This window comes from Enterobacter sp. SENG-6 (genome assembly GCF_001605945.1).
Taxonomy (GTDB): Bacteria; Pseudomonadota; Gammaproteobacteria; order Enterobacterales; family Enterobacteriaceae; genus Enterobacter; species Enterobacter cloacae.
On sequence record NZ_LOMM01000055.1, the window covers coordinates 204,102 to 217,796 of the forward strand.

Genomic DNA, 13,695 nt, shown 5'->3' on the forward strand with positions numbered 1-13,695 from the left:
CCTGTGCCAGCCTGATAGGGCCGTAGACGAGAATCGTTAACTCGTCAAATTATCGCATATTATGCCATTGTCTGAAAAATGTTCAAAATGGCTTAAAATCATAGGTATTTCTTCCATCCTGCCAGAATGTTCGTTTGGCATGATGTTAATCATAAATGTCTGGGTCAGCATGCGTTACGCTTTTAGACTCTTTGACGTTTTTTTAGCCACGTATCAATTATAGGTACTTCCATGTCGAGTAAGTTAGTACTGGTTCTGAACTGCGGTAGCTCCTCACTGAAATTCGCCATCATCGATGCGCTCAACGGTGACGAGTACCTCTCTGGTTTGGCCGAATGTTTCCATCTGCCTGAAGCACGTATCAAGTGGAAGATGGACGGCAGCAAACAAGAAGCGGCTTTAGGTGCAGGCGCCGCTCACAGTGAAGCGCTGAACTTTATCGTTAACACTATTCTGGCACAAAAACCAGAACTGTCTGCTCAGCTGACTGCGATTGGTCACCGTATCGTCCATGGTGGCGAGAAATACACCAGTTCCGTCGTGATTGACGACTCTGTTATCCAGGGCATCAAAGACTCTGCATCTTTTGCACCGCTGCACAACCCGGCGCACCTGATCGGTATCGCTGAAGCGCTGAAATCCTTCCCGAATCTGAAAGACAAAAACGTGGCCGTGTTTGACACCGCGTTCCATCAGACCATGCCGGAAGAGTCTTACCTCTATGCCCTGCCATACAGCCTCTACAAAGAGCACGGTGTTCGTCGCTATGGCGCGCACGGCACCAGCCACTTCTATGTGACTCAGGAAGCGGCAAAAGTGCTGAACAAACCGGTTGAAGAAGTGAACATCATCACCTGCCACCTGGGCAACGGTGGTTCCGTTTCTGCAATCCGCAACGGTAAATGTGTTGATACCTCCATGGGTCTGACCCCGCTGGAAGGTCTGGTGATGGGTACGCGTTCCGGTGACATCGACCCGGCGATCATCTTCCACCTGCACGACACCCTGGGCATGAGCGTTGACCAGATCAACAAAATGCTGACCAAAGAGTCTGGCCTGCTGGGTCTGACCGAAGTCACCAGCGACTGCCGTTACGTTGAAGACAACTACGCAGAGAAAGAAGATGCTAAACGTGCAATGGACGTTTACTGCCACCGTCTGGCGAAATACATCGGCTCTTACACTGCGCTGATGGATGGCCGTCTTGACGCTGTTGTCTTCACCGGTGGTATCGGTGAGAACGCGGCAATGGTTCGCGAACTGTCCCTGGGCAAACTGGGCGTGCTGGGCTTTGAGGTTGATCACGAGCGTAACCTGGCTGCCCGCTTCGGCAAGTCTGGCTTCATCAACAAAGAAGGCACCCGCCCTGCTCTCGTTATCCCAACAAACGAAGAGCTGGTCATCGCGCAAGACGCGCACCGTCTGACTGCTTGATTCCACACCGCCAGCTCTGCTGGCGGTGCTGTTTTGTCACCCGCCACAATCAGGCGGTAACGAAAGAGGATAAACCGTGTCCCGTACTATTATGCTGATCCCTACCGGAACCAGCGTCGGCCTGACCAGCGTCAGCCTTGGCGTGATCCGTGCTATGGAACGCAAAGGCGTTCGTCTGAGCGTCTTTAAGCCAATCGCCCAGCCACGTGCCGGTGGCGATGCGCCAGACCAGACCACCACCATCGTTCGTAAGAACTCCAATCTGCCAGCGGCCGAACCGCTGAAGATGAACCACGTTGAATCTCTGCTCTCCAGCAACCAGAAAGACGTGCTGATGGAAGAGATCATCGCCAACTACCACGCCAATACAAAAGACGCGGAAGTGGTGCTGGTTGAAGGCCTGGTTCCGACCCGCAAACACCAGTTTGCCCAGTCGCTGAACTTCGAAATTGCGAAAACCCTGAACGCCGAGATCGTCTTTGTGATGTCTCAGGGCACAGATACCCCAGAGCAGCTGAAAGAGCGTATCGAACTGACCCGCAGCAGCTTCGGTGGTACTAAAAACACCAACATCACGGGCGTAATCGTCAACAAACTGAATGCGCCGGTGGATGAGCAGGGCCGTACGCGTCCTGACCTGTCCGAGATCTTCGACGACTCTTCCAAAGCGAAAGTCATTAAAGTTGACCCGGCTAAACTGCAGGAATCCAGCCCGCTGCCGGTTCTGGGCGCGGTGCCGTGGAGCTTCGATCTGATTGCCACCCGTGCCATCGATATGGCGCGTCATCTGAACGCTACCGTGATCAACGAAGGCGACATCAATACCCGCCGCGTGAAATCCGTGACCTTCTGCGCCCGCAGCATTCCGCATATGCTGGAGCACTTCCGTGCTGGTTCCCTGCTGGTGACCTCCGCAGACCGTCCAGACGTGCTGGTTGCTGCCTGCCTGGCCGCGATGAATGGCGTAGAAATCGGTGCTATCCTGCTGACCGGTGCTTACGAGATGGATCCACGCGTCAGCAAGCTGTGCGAACGCGCGTTCGCGACTGGCCTGCCGGTATTCATGGTTAATACCAACACCTGGCAGACCTCCCTGAGCCTGCAGAGCTTCAACCTGGAAGTGCCGGTTGATGACCACGAGCGTATCGAGAAAGTTCAGGAATACGTTGCAAGCTACATCAACGCAGACTGGATCGAATCCCTGACCGCAACCTCCGAGCGCAGCCGTCGTCTGTCTCCTCCGGCCTTCCGTTACCAGCTGACCGAGCTGGCGCGTAAAGCGGGCAAACGTGTTGTTCTGCCAGAAGGCGACGAACCACGTACCGTGAAAGCGGCCGCAATCTGTGCAGAGCGCGGCATCGCGACCTGTGTGCTGCTGGGTAACCCGGATGAGATTAACCGCGTTGCGGCATCCCAGGGCGTTGAGCTGGGTGCTGGCATCGAAATCGTTGATCCAGAAGTGGTTCGCGAAAGCTACGTTGCCCGTCTGGTCGAACTGCGTAAGAACAAAGGCATGACCGAAGCCGTTGCACGTGAGCAGCTGGAAGACAACGTGGTGCTGGGTACGCTGATGCTGGAGCAGGACGAAGTTGACGGCCTGGTATCCGGTGCGGTTCACACTACCGCGAACACCATCCGTCCACCGCTGCAGCTGATCAAAACGGCTCCAGGCAGCTCTCTGGTTTCCTCCGTGTTCTTCATGCTGCTGCCTGAACAGGTTTACGTTTACGGCGACTGTGCGATCAACCCGGATCCAACCGCAGAGCAGCTGGCTGAAATCGCAATCCAGTCCGCGGACTCCGCGATTGCCTTCGGTATCGAACCACGCGTCGCGATGCTCTCCTACTCCACCGGCACCTCTGGTGCAGGTAGCGACGTAGAGAAAGTGCGTGAAGCGACCCGTATTGCACAGGAAAAACGCCCTGATCTGATGATCGACGGCCCGCTGCAGTACGATGCCGCAGTTATGGCTGACGTTGCGAAATCCAAAGCGCCAAACTCCCCGGTTGCAGGTCGCGCTACCGTGTTCATCTTCCCGGATCTGAACACCGGTAACACCACCTACAAAGCGGTACAGCGTTCAGCAGACCTGATCTCCATCGGGCCAATGCTGCAGGGTATGCGCAAACCTGTGAACGACCTGTCCCGTGGCGCGCTGGTAGACGATATCGTCTACACCATCGCGCTGACGGCGATCCAGTCTTCGCAGCAGCAGTAAATAAGGTCTTGCCGGATGGCGCTTCGCTTATCCGGCCTACAGGACCGTAGGCCCGGTAAGCGCTAGCGCCGCCGGGCAACAAAAAGGCGACCGCTCACGGGTCGCCTTTTTTATTTACAGCAGCTCTCGCGCCGCTGAAACGATGTCATGCGCCGTCAGGCCATACTCCTTCTGCAGGAAGTCCTGCGTCCCTACCTGACCATAACGCTCCTTCACCCCCACGCGACGCATCGGCACCGGGCAGGTCTCCACCAGCACTTCCGCCACCGCCGAGCCCAGCCCGTTGTGAATGCTGTGGTTTTCGCAGGTCACGATCCGCCCGGTTTTCTCGGCGTAGTTTTTCACCAGCATCCGGTCGATGGGCTTCAGGGTAAACATGTCTATCACTGCCGCGCTAACGCCCTCCTGCTCAAGCTGACGGGCCGTTTCCAGCGCTTCGGCCACCATAATGCCGTTGGCAATCAGGGTAATGTCGCTTCCTTCGCGCAGCACATTGCCTTTGCCGATGGTAAACGTTGAACCCGGGGCATACACGCTCGGCGCCTGCTTACGGATAGTACGTACCCAGTAGAACCCGTCGAGGTCGATAAGCTGGCGCAGTATGTCTTCAAACATCACCGCGTCGGTCACCTCCAGCACTACCGAATGCGCCAGACCGCGCACAATGCCCATATCCTCGAACGACATATGCGTCCCGCCGTTGTGGCAGGCCGTCACGCCCGCATCCGAGGCAATGACCTTCACGTTATTACGCTGGTAGTCCAGGGACATAAACAGCTGGTCGAAGCAGCGACGGCTGGCAAAGGCGGTAAAGGTATGAACAAACGGCTTGCGGCCGGTGAGTGACAGCCCGGCCGCGGTACCGATCACGTTGGCCTCCATAATGCCGCAGTTGATCACATGTTGCGGATAATCGCGCGCCACGCCGTCCATCGCCATTGAGCTCATCAGATCCGCTTCCAGGGCGATGATCTCGCTCCCGGCTTCAATCTGTTTTGCCACAAAGCCCGCGTAGATCTTACGCATCTCTATGGCATCTTTCTGTCCTGCAGGTGCAACCTTAATCATGAGTTACCTCCAGCTGGCGGATCGCCTCGTCAAGGGCCGCTTTGCTCTCCGGGGTCAATCGCAGATGGTGCGAGTTACCCAGCTGTTCCAGATACGCCACTCCCTGTCCTTTGATGCTGTCGAGGATCACCACCCGCGGACGCGCATCCGCTGGCGGAACCGGTGCAGTGACCTTCAGCAGTGCCGGGATGTCATCTCCTTTCACCTTCACCACGTCAAAACCAAAGGCGCGGAATTTCCCTTCCAGATCGAACGCGCAGATGATCTCATCCAGCTCGCCATCAAGCTGTTGTTTGTTCCAGTCCACAAATATCGTCAGGTTGTTAAGACGATGGTGGGCAATAAACTGGAACGCTTCCCAGCACTGCCCTTCGTTCAGCTCGCCGTCACCGACGATGCAAAAGACCCGATTAGACCGCCCGGCCAGCTTGTGCGACAGCGCCATGCCGCCCGCGATGGAGATCCCCTGGCCAAGCGAACCGGTCGTGGCATCCACACCGCGTGTTTTTAGCCGGTCCGGATGGCTTGGCAGGCGTGTGCCGTTCTGGTTAAGCGTGCTCAGCTCTTCCATCGGGAAATAGCCCTTAATCGCCAGCGTACTGTACAGGGCCGGTCCCGCATGGCCCTTCGACAGGACAAAGTAGTCTCGTTCAGGCCAGTCCGGGTCTGCCGGGTCAATTTTCATTACCGCACCGTACAGTACGGCCAGGGTTTCGACGACCGACATACTGCCGCCGTAGTGACCAAATCCCAGCTGCGTCAGCGATTTCAGGGTCTCGAGTCGAATTTGACGCGCGAGTTCGGTTATCTCATTCTCGTTCATGATTTGGCTCCGGTGTTTTCCTGCGCATTACCACCCGCAGATTTGTTTTTCGCGAACACGTTGTACGCCACCAGCAGCGCGAACAACGCAACGACAAGCCCGGTGATGGCCAGTGGTGACAGGAAGCGCGCCAGGTTGCCAAGCACAATCCCGACGGCGCCGAAGTCAGCGTCCGAGAAAGTGGTATTGGCAAAGCCAATGGCTCCCAGTACAGGCAGCAGCAGCACCGGCAGGAAGGTGATTAAGAGCCCGTTGGCAAAGGCGCCAATCATTGCCCCGCGACGTCCACCGGTGGCGTTACCAAACACGCCCGCGGTTGCGCCGGTGAAGAAGTGCGGCACCACACCCGGCAGGATCAGCACCCAGTTAAACTGGCCGCAGATAATTAACCCCACAATCCCCCCGAGGAAGCTGAACAGGAAGCCAATCAGCACCGCGTTGGGCGCATACGGATAGACCACCGGGCAGTCCAGGGCCGGACGCGCATTGGGCACCAGTTTTTCTGAGAAGCCGGTAAAGGCCGGGACGATTTCTGCCAGAATCAGGCGTACACCCTGCAGGATGATGAACACCCCTGCGGCGAAGGTGATTGCCATGATAATGGCGTAGACCAGATAGTTCTGACCGCTGCTGAAGGTCGCCTCGACGTATTCACGCCCGGCGCTCACCGCCATGATCAGGTAGATAATCATCATGGTCAGAGAGATGGAGATCGAGCTGTCACGCAGGAAGCTCAGGTTCTTCGGCAGGTTCATCTCTTCGGTTGAACGTGAACCTTTGCCGACCTTGCTGCCAATCCAGCCGGACAGCACGTAGCCCAGGGTACCGAAATGGCCGAAAGCAATATCATCGTTGCCGGTAATGCGCTTCATGTAACGCTGCGCAATCGCCGGGAAGAAGGCCATGACCAGCCCGAGGATCAGCGACCCCGTAAAGACCAGCCCTACCCCTTCAAACCCCGCAACCGTGAGGATCACCCCAATCATGCACGCCATGTAGAACGTGTGGTGTCCGGTCAGGAAGATATACTTCAGACGGGTAAAGCGGGCGACGAGAATATTGGCCACCATCCCGAAGGCCATAATTAGCGCGGTCGAGGCCCCATATTTTTCCAGCGCAATGGAAACAATCGCTTCATTATTGGGGATAATGCCCTGGATATTAAAGGCGTGTTCAAACATACCGCCTAATGGATTTAATGACCCCACCAGCACGGTGGCGCCACCGCCCAGCACAATAAACCCGAGAATAGTTTTAATGGTCCCTTTTACAACGTCAGAAAAGGCTTTTTTCTGCGCAACGAGACCAATTAAGGCAATCAGGCCTACCAGCACGGAAGGGACTTTTAAAATATCGACAACGAAATTCAGCGTTTCAAGGATAAACATATCCACCTCGCCTTATCAGGGTTATTGTCTTTCGAACCAGGCACGCAGTTGCGCTTCAAGTTCGTTGATATCGATGATGTTGTTGATCACCACCAGCTGGTTTTCCGGCACGCTGGCGCTGGAGGCAATATCTTTCGCCATCACGAAAAGATCGGCCGCACCGGGCGTGGCTGAAGAGAGATCGGAGTGCTCAACCTCGGCGTCAATGTCCAGCTTCTTAAGCACTTTTTTAATATTCATTTCGACCATAAAACTACTGCCCAGGCCAGAACCACATATAGCCATGATTTTCATTGTTGTCCCCTTTTTTGCGTAGAGTATGTCCCATCACGCTTGCGCGTAATGTGTGTGACGAGTCGGATTAAATAATTAAATCAGAAGCGGTCGATTATCGTTTTAATTTCCTCCAGGGTATTCGCCTGATGTAATTCCGCCATATCCTCATCGCTTGAAAATAATTCAGCCAGCGCAGAGATCATTTCGATATGGCTATGTTTATCCGGTGCCGCCAGCATAACGATCACATCGACGGGATCAAATTCGCCTGCACCGAATGAAACGCCCTTCCTGAGTTTTAATAATGAGAGTCCCAGTCCTTTTGCCCCCTCTTCCGGCCGCGCATGCGGCATGGCCAGCCCTGGTGCCAGCACATAATAGGGTCCTAAAGTGTGGTGCTGCTCAATGATGGCCGTTACGTATTCCGGCGCAATGACCTGCAGCTCCAGCAACGGTTTCGCGCATATCTCCAGCGCCTGCGGCCAACTCTCAACGCTTTCCTGCAGCGTGATGGTTGTATCATATATCCACTTTTTGAGCATTTTCCCTCCCACATCGCGCTAAAGATGAACAAACTTTATTCAACGCATAACGAATTGGCTGCGATCGGGATCACAAAGATAGCGCTACCAAGATCTAACATTCAGAAGTGTGATAGCGCTATCAAATTGACATCCTGGCGCGAAATCACAGCAAAAAAAGGGATTTAAGGCGTATACTGCCTGTCACGTGAAGCGAAGGATGAAATAAGTGGCGTCCTGTCAGCAGGAAGGTGTATGTCTCTAACCCGAAAACGGCGCAGTACCGGTAAAGTGACACTTGCCGATGTCGCACAGCTTGCCGGTGTGGGCACAATGACCGTGTCCCGTGCTCTCCGCACGCCTGAACAGGTTTCCGATAAACTGCGAGAAAAAATAGAAGCCGCGGTACAAGAGTTAGGCTATATGCCCAATCTTGCAGCCAGTGCGCTGGCTTCGGCCTCGTCGTGGACGATCGCGATGGTCGTCCCCAATCTTTCCGAAGCCGGTTGTTCAGAAATGTTCGCCGGGCTCCAGCAGGTGTTACAGCCCGCCAGCTATCAGATCATGCTGGCCGAATCCCAGCATCGCCTTGAACAGGAAGAGAAATTGCTGGAAACGCTGCTGGCGTCAAATATCGCCGCAGCGATTTTGCTCAGCGTCGAACATACTGACACCGTGCGTCACTGGCTAAAAAACGCCTCGATTCCGGTGATGGAGATGGGCGCCATGCGCGCCGATCCTATCGATATGAATATCGGGATTGATAACGTCGCGGCCATGTATGAACTCACGGAAATGGTCATCAAACGCGGCTACCAGAACATCGGCCTGCTGTGTGCCAATCAGGAGCAGTGGATTTTCCAGCAGCATTTGCAGGGCTGGTACAAAGCGATGCTGCGCCACCATATGTCGCCTAACCGGGTGATTAACGCCGCCATGCCGCCGAGCTTTTCAACGGGGGCCGCACAACTTCCTGAATTTCTGCTGGCGTGGCCGGAGCTGGATGCGCTGGTTTGCGTCTCAGACGAACTGGCCTGTGGCGCGCTGTACGAGTGCCAGCGCAGGCGTATCAAGGTGCCGGACGATCTGGCCGTGGTCGGGTTTGGCGACAGCGACGTCAGCCGTGTCTGTCAGCCGCCGCTGACGACGATGGCAGTACCCCATCGTAAGATTGGTATTGAAGCGGGACGTGCATTGCTGGAACGTCTGAATGACGGAGACTGGCGCGATCAGAAACCCATCGCATCCAGTCTGTGTCTGAGGGAGAGCTGCTAAAGCTTATTCGGCCTCTTCTTCTTTCTCAGATTTGGTCGATTCGTTTTTGGCGTTGCGGGTCATCCACAGCGCCAGCGCTTTTAACGAATCCGGCGTGAACTCGTCACAACGCGCGGTGATCTCTTCCGGCGTCATCCAGCTCACTTCGCTCACTTCTTCTTCCTGCAGGGCGAACGGCCCGTGGGAAACGCAGCTAAACAGCCCGCCCCAGACACGGCAATGTTCGTCTTCAAAATAGAACTGTCCATGCTCGGCAAACGGTACGCCCGCAATGCCTAGCTCTTCTTCCGCTTCACGGCGTGCGGAATCCAGCAGGACCTCATCCGCCTGAACGACACCGCCCGCAGTGGCATCCAGCATACCAGGGAGAAAATCTTTGGTGTCCGTGCGGCGTTGAACCAAAATTTTGCCCATGCCGTCATGAACAACAATATACGTCGCACGATGACGCAGGCGTTCAGCGCGCATTTGTTCGCGGCTGGCCTGCGCGATCACTTCATTCTCTTCGTTGACAATGTCAACCCACTCTGTACTTGCCAAATGACTCTGCTCCACCATCGGGAAACCTTCTCGTCTAAGCGCTCTTACGGCGCGTTTACAGTTGAGGTGTAACTTACGGATTAATCGCTACCTGTGCAATAACTTGCTGATCATTAAGTGCGATAACGTTTAACGTATGCTCATCAAGCATGCCATAGCTCGCCGGGTATCCGCCTTTCGGGATGCTGACCGAACCAGGGTTGAAGTGATAAATCTCCCCGCGTTTTTCTGCTACCGGAATATGAGTATGACCGTAAACCAGGACATCGCCAGCGGCCAGCGCCGGGAGATTATCCGGGCTAAAAAGATGACCATGGGTGAGGAACAGACGGCATTTTTCCAGCAGCACCTGTTGCCACGGAGCGGTCATGGGGAAGTGCAACAGCATCTGATCCACTTCGCTGTCGCAGTTACCGCGCACGGCGATAATGCGCGAGGCATACGGGTTGAGTTTTTCCGCCACCTGCGCAGGGGCATAGCCTTCCGGCAATGCGTTACGTGGACCATGGTTCAACACGTCACCCAGAATAACCAGCCACTGCGCCCCACTTTGTGCGAACAGGGAAAGAACGCGCTCGGTCGCGGGCAGCGATCCATGGATATCCGACGCAAACATCAGTTTCATCAGTCACTCCTCAGAAAAACAGACTGCCCTTATCATACCTTAAGCGCCAGGGCTTATCAGCCGACGCGCTTAGCGGAGAGTGCCACATAGCGCTGCACCGACGCACGTTGCCACTGGAAAGTGGCGTAATCCACCAGCAGCTGGGGGACGTCATCGCCGTTAAGGATCAAGCGGTTCAGCATCAGCGCCAGGTCGGTATCGGCAATACACCATTCGCCAAACAGGTTCGGGTTACCGTGGGCCAGCAGCGAGGTGGCGGTGTCAATCAGCTTTTGCGCGCTCTGCGCCCCCTCAGTACTTAGGGCGGGCTTTTTCACACCCGCAAATACCACATCCGTGGAGCGTTCAACGCGAATCGGCACCAAATCGCTGCGTAACCACGCCTGGATTTGCCGTGCCCGGGCCCGCTTTTGCAGATCGTGAGGATAAATACGCTCCCACTCTGGTGGCGCGAACCGATCTTCCAGGTATTCATCGATCGCCGACGATTCACTCAGCGCGAAGCCATCAATGTCCAGTACCGGCACGCGCCGGGTCAGATCGTAGCCCTGCCACTGCGGTTTCAGGTGTTCACCGCCGTCCAGATCAACGGTTTTCAGGCTAAATGACAGCCCTTTTTCCGCCAGCGCCACGTACACGCTCATGACATAGGGTGAAAAGAATTGGGCATCGGACCACAACGTGATTACAGGCTGGTTCATAACATCCTCATCGGCTGATCGGTATTCCCTCAACATATAGTCTCTTTACGCCGCTGTCACTTGATGAAAACTCACGATTTTGCACAACCACCTATACTGATTGGTCATGGCATTACACTTCACACTGACAGGAGTTGAGAATGATCGACCTTTATTACGCCCCTACTCCAAACGGCCATAAGATCACCCTCTTTCTTGAAGAAGCCGAGCTGGAATACAGGATCATCCGCGTGGATATCAGCAAAGGCGATCAGTTCAGGCCTCTCTTTCTGGCCATCTCACCGAACAACAAAATCCCGGCCATCATCGATAACCTGCCAGCTGATGGCGGCAAACCGTTGAGCCTGTTTGAATCCGGGGAGATTTTGCTCTATCTGGCGGAGAAAACCGGCAAACTGCTGAGCGGGGAACTGCGCGAGCGTCACCACACGCTACAGTGGCTGTTCTGGCAGACAAGCGGCCTGGGCCCGATGCTGGGGCAGAACCACCACTTTACCGCTTACGCGCCACAACCCATCCCGTATGCGATAGAGCGCTATCAGGTGGAAACGCAGCGGCTGTACGGCGTACTGAACCGTCGGCTGGAAAAATCACCGTGGCTCGGGGGCGATCATTACAGTATCGCCGATATCGCCTGCTGGCCGTGGGTGAATACCCATGAACGTCACCGTATTGATTTAGCCTCTTACCCGGCGGTTAACAACTGGTTTGAACGTATCCGCACCCGCCCGGCGACCGAGCGTGCGATGAAAAAAATCCAGGAGATTTAGGCCTGCGCCCGGTTGGGCGCGTGTCAGGCTCTCATGTATTATGGGGAGGAAATACTGACACGGAGAAGACCTGCAATGTCGCAGCATGACGCTATTATTCGTATAAAAAATTTACGCTTACGTACCTTTATCGGTATCAAAGACGAGGAGATCGCCAACCGTCAGGATATCGTGATTAATGTGGTTATCCACTATCCGGCAGACAAGGCGAGAGGCAGTGAAGATATCAATGACGCGCTGAACTATCGCACGATTACGAAAAGCATCATTCAGTACGTGGAAAATAACCGCTTCTCTCTGCTGGAAAAATTAACTCAGGATGTGCTCGACATCGCACGCGAACATCACTGGGTCACTTATGCTGAAGTAGAGATCGATAAACTTCACGCCCTGCGTTATGCCGACTCCGTCTCCATGACGTTAAGCTGGCAGCGCCGGGCGTAAACCTGGAGGTTGTATGAAGATTCTGCTGACCGGCGGTACAGGCCTGATTGGCCGTCATCTCATTGCGCGCCTGCAGGCGTTACATCACGACATTACCGTGGTAACGCGCAGCCCTGAGAAAGCGCGCCAGGTGCTGGGTGCCGGTATCGACATCTGGAAAAATCTGGCTGACCGGCAGAATCTGGACGGCTTTGACGCCGTCATCAACCTGGCCGGTGAACCCATCGCCGACAAACGCTGGACGGAAGAGCAAAAACAGCTGTTATGCAGCAGCCGCTGGAACATCACCGAAAAGCTGGTCGAGCTCATCCGTAACAGCCATACCCCGCCATCGGTACTGATTTCCGGTTCTGCGGTAGGCTATTACGGCGATCTCGGTGAGGTGGTCGTGACCGAAGAAGAGCCGCCGCACAACGAGTTTACCCATAAGCTCTGCGCCCAGTGGGAACGTATTGCCTGTGCTGCCCAGAGCGATAATACCCGCGTGTGCCTGCTGCGTACCGGCGTCGTTCTCGCGCCGAAAGGCGGCATTCTGGCGAAGATGCTTCCTCCGTTCCGGCTCGGACTGGGCGGCCCCATCGGTAATGGTCGTCAGTATCTGCCGTGGATCCACATCGACGATATGGTCAACGGTATTCTCTGGCTGCTGGATAACGATCTGCGTGGGCCGTTCAATATGGTTGCGCCGTACCCGGTGCGTAACGAGCAGTTTGCCCACGCGCTGGGCCATGCTCTGCATCGCCCGGCGATTTTGCGCGTGCCCGCAACCGTGATTCGTCTGATGATGGGTGAAGCGTCCGTGCTGGTGCTGGGCGGGCAGCGCGCGCTGCCTAAACGACTCGAAGCGGCCGGGTTTGCGTTTCGCTGGTATGACTTAGAAGAGGCGTTGAGGGATGTGGTGGGATGAATATGTTACATTTGTACGCCATGTCCCGATGAAATGGCGTAACTATGGCAACCATTACCACACCCCGGCTTCACCTCACCCCTTTCGAACCCACTGACTGGGCCTTCTTCCGCTCGTTGCGGGAAGATCGCAATATCATGCGTTACATGGCCGCCATCGCGCCGGAAAAAGAGACCCGGCGCGTATTTGCTGCGCGCTTAACGGCGGCGCACGTTTTTGTGATTCGTTTTCATGATGATGACACGCCGCTGGGCGATATCGGCCTGCAAATCAGCCCAGAGAATCGTGAAGAGGCGGATATTGGCTATACGGTTGTGCCTGCTGCACAGGGGAAAGGTATCGCCAGTGAGGCGTTGCGCGCGGTATGTGAATATGCGTTTAACCAGACCGGCGTGAAAGCGATTAACGCCTACGTACTGGCGGACAACAGCGGGTCGGTGCGGGTGCTGGAGAAAGCGGGGTTTGTGCGTACGCAGGTGCTGGAGAAGGCGTACGAGATTGACGGCGTACGGTATGACGACTGGGTGTATCGGCTGGAGTGCGGTGCGGTCTGATGCCCTCACCCCGGCCCTCTCCCACAGGAGAGGGAGAAAACCCAGCCTGTAGGCCCGGTAAGCGAAGTGTATGACCGGATACATAGGTGACAGATCAGACCGGGAACATAGGTAACACTTTTAGTCTATCCGGAGCACACTCTCGGTTTTC

At 55.4% G+C, this 13,695-nt stretch carries 15 protein-coding genes; 7 read left to right on the forward strand and 8 right to left on the reverse strand.

Annotated features, from left to right (window positions below; genetic code table 11):
- Positions 1-231 precede the first annotated feature (231 nt).
- The gene (gene ackA / locus AX755_RS20275) at positions 232-1,434 is read left to right on the forward strand and encodes an acetate kinase (RefSeq protein ID WP_013098115.1); all 1,203 of its coding nucleotides are present in this window, start codon (positions 232-234) and stop codon (positions 1,432-1,434) included.
- A gap of 76 nt (positions 1,435-1,510) precedes the next feature.
- Complete coding sequence (pta, locus tag AX755_RS20280; protein ID WP_013098116.1) at positions 1,511-3,652, forward strand: phosphate acetyltransferase; 2,142 nt, start codon at positions 1,511-1,513, stop codon at positions 3,650-3,652.
- Positions 3,653-3,766: 114 nt separating this feature from the next.
- Here pta and AX755_RS20285 read toward each other — a convergent pair whose 3' ends face one another.
- The 5 genes from AX755_RS20285 to AX755_RS20305 all read right to left on the reverse strand — a co-directional run bounded on the left by AX755_RS20285 (position 3,767) and on the right by AX755_RS20305 (position 7,749).
- Entirely contained in the window at positions 3,767-4,720 is a 954-nt protein-coding gene (locus AX755_RS20285; RefSeq protein ID WP_062857320.1) for a transketolase family protein, read from the reverse strand.
- Positions 4,713-5,543 (reverse strand): transketolase, encoded by an 831-nt coding sequence (locus tag AX755_RS20290; RefSeq protein WP_062857321.1) that lies wholly within the window; start codon positions 5,541-5,543, stop codon positions 4,713-4,715. The genes AX755_RS20285 and AX755_RS20290 overlap by 8 nt, the downstream gene beginning before the upstream one ends.
- A complete protein-coding gene (locus AX755_RS20295; protein ID WP_048972286.1) occupies positions 5,540-6,931 on the reverse strand; it encodes a PTS ascorbate transporter subunit IIC in 1,392 nt (463 codons plus the stop codon). Before AX755_RS20295 ends, AX755_RS20290 begins: the two co-directional genes overlap by 4 nt.
- Before the next feature lie 21 nt (positions 6,932-6,952).
- Entirely contained in the window at positions 6,953-7,225 is a 273-nt protein-coding gene (locus tag AX755_RS20300; protein WP_013098120.1) for a PTS sugar transporter subunit IIB, read from the reverse strand.
- 80 nt (positions 7,226-7,305) lie between these two features.
- A complete protein-coding gene (locus AX755_RS20305; protein ID WP_058662055.1) occupies positions 7,306-7,749 on the reverse strand; it encodes a PTS sugar transporter subunit IIA in 444 nt (147 codons plus the stop codon).
- 234 nt (positions 7,750-7,983) lie between these two features.
- Here AX755_RS20305 and AX755_RS20310 point away from each other — a divergent pair, with 234 nt between their 5' ends.
- Complete coding sequence (locus AX755_RS20310; RefSeq protein ID WP_062857322.1) at positions 7,984-9,003, forward strand: LacI family DNA-binding transcriptional regulator; 1,020 nt, start codon at positions 7,984-7,986, stop codon at positions 9,001-9,003.
- Positions 9,004-9,006: 3 nt separating this feature from the next.
- Here the strand turns inward: AX755_RS20310 and yfcD are convergent, their stop codons facing one another.
- The 3 genes from yfcD to yfcF are packed head-to-tail and all read right to left on the reverse strand — an operon-like array spanning position 9,007 to position 10,869.
- On the reverse strand, positions 9,007-9,561 hold the full coding sequence (yfcD, locus tag AX755_RS20315; protein ID WP_013098123.1) for an NUDIX hydrolase YfcD: 555 nt from the start codon (positions 9,559-9,561) through the stop codon (positions 9,007-9,009).
- Positions 9,562-9,616: 55 nt separating this feature from the next.
- A complete protein-coding gene (gene yfcE, locus AX755_RS20320; RefSeq protein ID WP_062857323.1) occupies positions 9,617-10,168 on the reverse strand; it encodes a phosphodiesterase in 552 nt (183 codons plus the stop codon).
- Positions 10,169-10,224: 56 nt separating this feature from the next.
- Positions 10,225-10,869 (reverse strand): glutathione transferase, encoded by a 645-nt coding sequence (gene yfcF / locus AX755_RS20325; RefSeq protein ID WP_013098125.1) that lies wholly within the window; start codon positions 10,867-10,869, stop codon positions 10,225-10,227.
- A gap of 140 nt (positions 10,870-11,009) precedes the next feature.
- On the opposite strand from yfcF, the gene yfcG reads away from it, so the two are divergent.
- From yfcG to AX755_RS20345, 4 genes are all read left to right on the forward strand, one after another.
- A complete protein-coding gene (gene yfcG / locus AX755_RS20330) occupies positions 11,010-11,639 on the forward strand; it encodes a GSH-dependent disulfide bond oxidoreductase (RefSeq protein ID WP_023621684.1) in 630 nt (209 codons plus the stop codon).
- 75 nt (positions 11,640-11,714) lie between these two features.
- Positions 11,715-12,083 (forward strand): dihydroneopterin triphosphate 2'-epimerase, encoded by a 369-nt coding sequence (gene folX / locus AX755_RS20335; protein ID WP_013098127.1) that lies wholly within the window; start codon positions 11,715-11,717, stop codon positions 12,081-12,083.
- Between the two features lie 13 nt (positions 12,084-12,096).
- A complete protein-coding gene (locus AX755_RS20340) occupies positions 12,097-12,990 on the forward strand; it encodes a TIGR01777 family oxidoreductase (RefSeq protein WP_013098128.1) in 894 nt (297 codons plus the stop codon).
- A 44-nt stretch (positions 12,991-13,034) separates the two neighbouring features.
- Positions 13,035-13,544: a GNAT family N-acetyltransferase gene (locus AX755_RS20345; RefSeq protein ID WP_062857324.1), complete on the forward strand. Its 510-nt coding sequence runs from the start codon at positions 13,035-13,037 to the stop codon at positions 13,542-13,544.
- Positions 13,545-13,695 lie beyond the last annotated feature (151 nt).

Excerpts from the sequence above, each read along its gene's own strand:
- yfcG (WP_023621684.1), top strand. The coding sequence starts at position 11,010 with ATGATCGACCTTTATTACGCCCCTACTCCAAACGGCCATAAGATCACC.
- AX755_RS20295 (WP_048972286.1), bottom strand. The coding sequence starts at position 6,931 with ATGTTTATCCTTGAAACGCTGAATTTCGTTGTCGATATTTTAAAAGTC.
- AX755_RS20305 (WP_058662055.1), bottom strand. The coding sequence starts at position 7,749 with ATGCTCAAAAAGTGGATATATGATACAACCATCACGCTGCAGGAAAGC.
- AX755_RS20290 (WP_062857321.1), bottom strand. The coding sequence starts at position 5,543 with ATGAACGAGAATGAGATAACCGAACTCGCGCGTCAAATTCGACTCGAG.
- folX (WP_013098127.1), top strand. The coding sequence starts at position 11,715 with ATGTCGCAGCATGACGCTATTATTCGTATAAAAAATTTACGCTTACGT.
- ackA (WP_013098115.1), top strand. The coding sequence starts at position 232 with ATGTCGAGTAAGTTAGTACTGGTTCTGAACTGCGGTAGCTCCTCACTG.
- AX755_RS20300 (WP_013098120.1), bottom strand. The coding sequence starts at position 7,225 with ATGAAAATCATGGCTATATGTGGTTCTGGCCTGGGCAGTAGTTTTATG.
- AX755_RS20340 (WP_013098128.1), top strand. The coding sequence starts at position 12,097 with ATGAAGATTCTGCTGACCGGCGGTACAGGCCTGATTGGCCGTCATCTC.
- AX755_RS20310 (WP_062857322.1), top strand. The coding sequence starts at position 7,984 with ATGTCTCTAACCCGAAAACGGCGCAGTACCGGTAAAGTGACACTTGCC.
- AX755_RS20285 (WP_062857320.1), bottom strand. The coding sequence starts at position 4,720 with ATGATTAAGGTTGCACCTGCAGGACAGAAAGATGCCATAGAGATGCGT.
- yfcD (WP_013098123.1), bottom strand. The coding sequence starts at position 9,561 with ATGGTGGAGCAGAGTCATTTGGCAAGTACAGAGTGGGTTGACATTGTC.
- yfcF (WP_013098125.1), bottom strand. The coding sequence starts at position 10,869 with ATGAACCAGCCTGTAATCACGTTGTGGTCCGATGCCCAATTCTTTTCA.
- AX755_RS20345 (WP_062857324.1), top strand. The coding sequence starts at position 13,035 with ATGGCAACCATTACCACACCCCGGCTTCACCTCACCCCTTTCGAACCC.
- yfcE (WP_062857323.1), bottom strand. The coding sequence starts at position 10,168 with ATGAAACTGATGTTTGCGTCGGATATCCATGGATCGCTGCCCGCGACC.